The sequence below is a fragment of the Pedobacter sp. 01N416 genome, from assembly GCF_056399685.1.
This window is the reverse complement of the sequence record NZ_JBFTRT010000511.1, coordinates 1-3663: the sequence shown is the minus strand read 5'-3', so window position 1 is coordinate 3663 and position 3663 is coordinate 1. Positions and strand designations below refer to the sequence as shown.

The window sequence follows — 3663 nt, the reverse complement described above, 5'->3', positions numbered from 1 at the left end:
GGTATTTACCTGATTGATAAGCTGTTTATTTACAGGAATGATCCGCTCTTTATTTCTTTTACCCAATACCTTTATCGTTCCCGAATAAATATCTATATCTTTTAACTGGAGTAGTTCTGTTAAACGCATGCCGGTACCAAAAAGCAACTCGATTACCAGATGATCGCGAACAGAAGAGAAGCTTTCATTAAAATAATGCTCCGAATCCAATAGCTGATCCATCTTTTGCGAATCAACAAATACGGGTAGTCTTTTGGGTATTTTTGGTGCTTTAATTAAAACGGTAGGATTCTGATCAATCTTTCCGCTTCGCTGCAAAAATTTATAAAAACTCCTCAACGTCGAAATTTTTCTATTGATGGTCTGTTCTGATACTTTCTTCTCCATCAGATCTACCATATAGCTCCGTAGGTGAATATGCTTAACTTCTAAAAAATTTAGCTCGAACGTAATATTGACATACTCTTCAAACTGATCTAAATCTGTTTGATAAGAGGTAATGGTGTGCTGAGAATAGCGCTTCTCGTGAGTTAAATAGGTTATAAAACTTTTTAGCAACATTCAATATCTTTTTGAGGGGCATTGATATGAAGTTACAAATAGTTTTGATATAAAGAAATCATTAATTAATTGTTTATTGTAAAGTTTTTGATTTCTTTTTAAAACAAAAAAGTCCTCCCGATTTTACATCAGAAGGACTTTAACGTATTTATATCTTAAACAACTATGCAGTTGTATCTTGATTCATATTCTGAATGTAAACAGCATGTTTAATTTCAGTACGGCGAGCAACGGATTTTTTCTCGTATGCTTGGCGACTACGCAGTTCTCTCAATACACCAGTTTTTTCAAACTTTTTCTTGAAACGTTTAAGGGCTTTATCTAATGATTCGCCGTCTTTAATGTTGATAATGATCATAACGCTGAAATACCTCCTCTCGTGGTTTTTAAAATTTCCCGTGCTATCGGGGCTGCAAATGTAAGCAAAATATTGAAAATGAGAAAGGTTTTATAAAAAGAAAATTTATTTAAATCGTTGGTTAAACTAAACTGTTGTTTACCTACATTTATATATACATTATATGATATGACAACAGGCAAAAAAGTAGGCTCAATTATCGCGGTTATAGTTGTTATTTTACTAGTAGCAATTTGCTATTACCGGTATTTCTTTGTTTTTGGCGAAGGCGTTAAAGCCGGCGAATTAAATTATGTAGTAAAGAAAGGTTATCTGTTTAAAACCTACGAAGGGAAATTGATCCAGAGTGGGGTAAAATCCAGACAAGCGGGAACATTACAAAATAATGAGTTTGAGTTTTCTATTGCAAGTAAAGAAATTGCAGATAAAATGATGGCCAATAGTGGCAAATTTTACGAACTCCACTATAAGGAATATAAAAATACCCTGCCTTGGCGCGGATTTAGCGTTTATGTAGTAGACAGCATTTTAACTACTAAAGATATACCGCAATAAGCTGAAAGTCCAAAGACCAAAGCTTAAAGCGCTGTGCAGGTAGCTTAGAGTATCTATATTTGCTTTGTTCTTTCAGCTTTGGTCTTTAATCTTTTTTCCTAGGTACCTTCGCTCCTTCTTTCCTGGCTTCCGATAATCCGATAGCAATTGCCTGCTTTTTAGAAGTCACTTTTTTACCTGATCCGCTTTTAAGCTTACCTTCTTTCATTTCGTGCATGGTTTTTTCTACTTTCTCACCAGCTTTTTCTGAATACTTTGCCATATTTTTAATTCATTAGTTCAATGGTCAATAGTTCATTGGTAATTGCCCATTGGTTATTACTTTTTAGTCTTTTAATCTTAGTAAAAACACCGGCAATTGAAAGTTGGTTTTGAAAATTTTAAAACAAAAAAATCCGGAGGTGGTTAAACCGTCCGAATGCTCATAATATATTTGGTTTTTCGTTAACTAAGTTCCAGCTTTAGTCTTTTAGCTTTAAGCTAACACCTCTCTTGCGATTACAATTTTTTGTATTTCAGACGTTCCTTCGCCTATTGTACATAATTTACTGTCGCGATAAAATTTTTCTACCGGAAAATCTTTGGTATAACCATAACCGCCAAATATCTGAACAGCTTCTGTTGCTACCCTTACCGAAACCTCTGAGGCAAAGTATTTTGCCATGGCCGATTCTTTTGTCATGGGCAAATGCCTGTTCTTTAAATCTGCCGCCTGGCGGATCAATAATTCGGCTGCTTCAATTTCGGTAGCCATATCAGCCAGTTTAAAACTAATGGCCTGAAAGCTGGAGATTGGCTGACCAAACTGCTGGCGTTGTTTTGAATACGCTACCGCAGCATCAAAAGCACCTTTTGCAATACCTAAAGCCAATGCCGCAATAGAAATTCTTCCGCCATCTAACACTTTCATCGCCTGTTTAAAACCTTCGCCAACATTACCCAATAAATTAGCTTTTGGCACACGGCAGTTATCAAAAATCATTTCTGTGGTTTCTGATGCACGCATGCCTAATTTATTTTCTTTTTTGCCTGCTGTAAAACCTGGTGTACCTCGCTCTACCACAATGGCCGAAATCCCTTTCGAACTTCCCTGCTCCCCGGTTCTTACCATTACCACAGCGATATCGCCGCTTTTGCCATGGGTAATCCAGTTTTTTGCACCATTTATTATATAGTCATCGCCATCTTCAACAGCGGTGGTCATCATTCTCAACGCATCCGAACCTGTGTTTGCTTCTGTTAAACCCCAGGCACCAATCCATTCGGCCGTAGCCAGTTTTGGTAACCACCTCTGCTTCTGTTCTGCATTGGCAAAGGCCAGAATATGCCCGGTACATAAAGAATTGTGTGCAGCCAATGATAAGCCGATTGAACCACAAACCCGGGCCACTTCTACAATTACATCAACATATTCCTGATAGCCCAATCCAGAGCCTCCATATTCTTCGGGAACCAAAACACCCATTAAACCTAATTCGCCGAGCTGTTTAAACAATTCGACAGGAAAATGCTGTGCCTCATCCCATTCCATTATATGTGGACGAATGTTTTTCTCTGCAAAATCGCGGACCATGGCCTTTACACTCTGCTGAGTTTCTGTTTCTGAAAAATCGAAGCTTACGCTCATTAAATTTATATTTTAAAGTTAGTTGAGGCAATTATAAACAATTATTTGATAGTTAATTACCATTAAATATTTGTGCAATTACAGAATGAAATGGTATTCGGTTCAATTAGTTTATCGGTTAATTTTAAACCTTGAAATTAACGGAGAAAGTTTTTTTCTATTTTTCTTACAACTATAGCCAAATAAACTAATTATATGGTGTTTTTGATGAATATAGATAAAATTGAAGGAATGATAGTAGATGAATACATTCAGTTTTTCGCAAAACATTTGTTGAAAATGGATTCTCTTAAACTTTGCAGACAATTAACTCCTATACTAGCTCAGAACAGGAAATACATAATTTTTAATTTGGTTGTCTTTTTTTGGAAATCAGGTACAGAAGCGTTTGGCGTTATTCAGCCCTGCTCTCCACTTTACTCCGTTGCACTACGTGTTCGTTCCGATCAGGTTTAGGTGGCGCGGCCAGCACTATGATTTGGGGGTTGCTTTTCAAATAATATTTAAAACTTAACCTTTAAATTCAAGGTGCTAAAAAGAAATATAAGGCGTAATCTTATCA

6 protein-coding genes are annotated in these 3663 nt (G+C 36.4%); 2 read left to right on the top strand and 4 right to left on the bottom strand.

The features are described from left to right. The coding region (locus AC1DND_RS22580) for a site-specific integrase (RefSeq protein WP_477584847.1) at positions 1-561 on the bottom strand (561 nt) is incomplete at its 3' end. A 163-nt stretch (positions 562-724) separates the two neighbouring features. After that, on the bottom strand, positions 725-919 hold the full coding sequence (rpsU, locus tag AC1DND_RS22575) for a 30S ribosomal protein S21 (protein ID WP_086549247.1): 195 nt from the start codon (positions 917-919) through the stop codon (positions 725-727). A gap of 168 nt (positions 920-1087) precedes the next feature. Here rpsU and AC1DND_RS22570 point away from each other — a divergent pair, with 168 nt between their 5' ends. Beyond that, the gene (locus tag AC1DND_RS22570) at positions 1088-1474 is read left to right on the top strand and encodes a hypothetical protein (RefSeq protein ID WP_029277247.1); all 387 of its coding nucleotides are present in this window, start codon (positions 1088-1090) and stop codon (positions 1472-1474) included. Between the two features lie 85 nt (positions 1475-1559). Here AC1DND_RS22570 and AC1DND_RS22565 read toward each other — a convergent pair whose 3' ends face one another. Together AC1DND_RS22565 and AC1DND_RS22560 are read right to left on the bottom strand one after the other, a co-directional pair. After that, positions 1560-1736: a DUF6496 domain-containing protein gene (locus AC1DND_RS22565; RefSeq protein ID WP_477584846.1), complete on the bottom strand. Its 177-nt coding sequence runs from the start codon at positions 1734-1736 to the stop codon at positions 1560-1562. Positions 1737-1949: 213 nt separating this feature from the next. Then, complete coding sequence (locus AC1DND_RS22560; protein WP_230143489.1) at positions 1950-3101, bottom strand: acyl-CoA dehydrogenase family protein; 1152 nt, start codon at positions 3099-3101, stop codon at positions 1950-1952. Positions 3102-3308: 207 nt separating this feature from the next. On the opposite strand from AC1DND_RS22560, the gene AC1DND_RS22555 reads away from it, so the two are divergent. Next, positions 3309-3557 (top strand): hypothetical protein, encoded by a 249-nt coding sequence (locus AC1DND_RS22555; protein ID WP_477584845.1) that lies wholly within the window; start codon positions 3309-3311, stop codon positions 3555-3557. Positions 3558-3663 lie beyond the last annotated feature (106 nt).

Coding starts and splice junctions, on each gene's coding strand:
- rpsU (WP_086549247.1), bottom strand. CDS start 919: ATGATCATTATCAACATTAAAGACGGCGAATCATTAGATAAAGCCCTT.
- AC1DND_RS22560 (WP_230143489.1), bottom strand. CDS start 3,101: ATGAGCGTAAGCTTCGATTTTTCAGAAACAGAAACTCAGCAGAGTGTA.
- AC1DND_RS22570 (WP_029277247.1), top strand. CDS start 1,088: ATGACAACAGGCAAAAAAGTAGGCTCAATTATCGCGGTTATAGTTGTT.
- AC1DND_RS22555 (WP_477584845.1), top strand. CDS start 3,309: ATGAATATAGATAAAATTGAAGGAATGATAGTAGATGAATACATTCAG.
- AC1DND_RS22565 (WP_477584846.1), bottom strand. CDS start 1,736: ATGGCAAAGTATTCAGAAAAAGCTGGTGAGAAAGTAGAAAAAACCATG.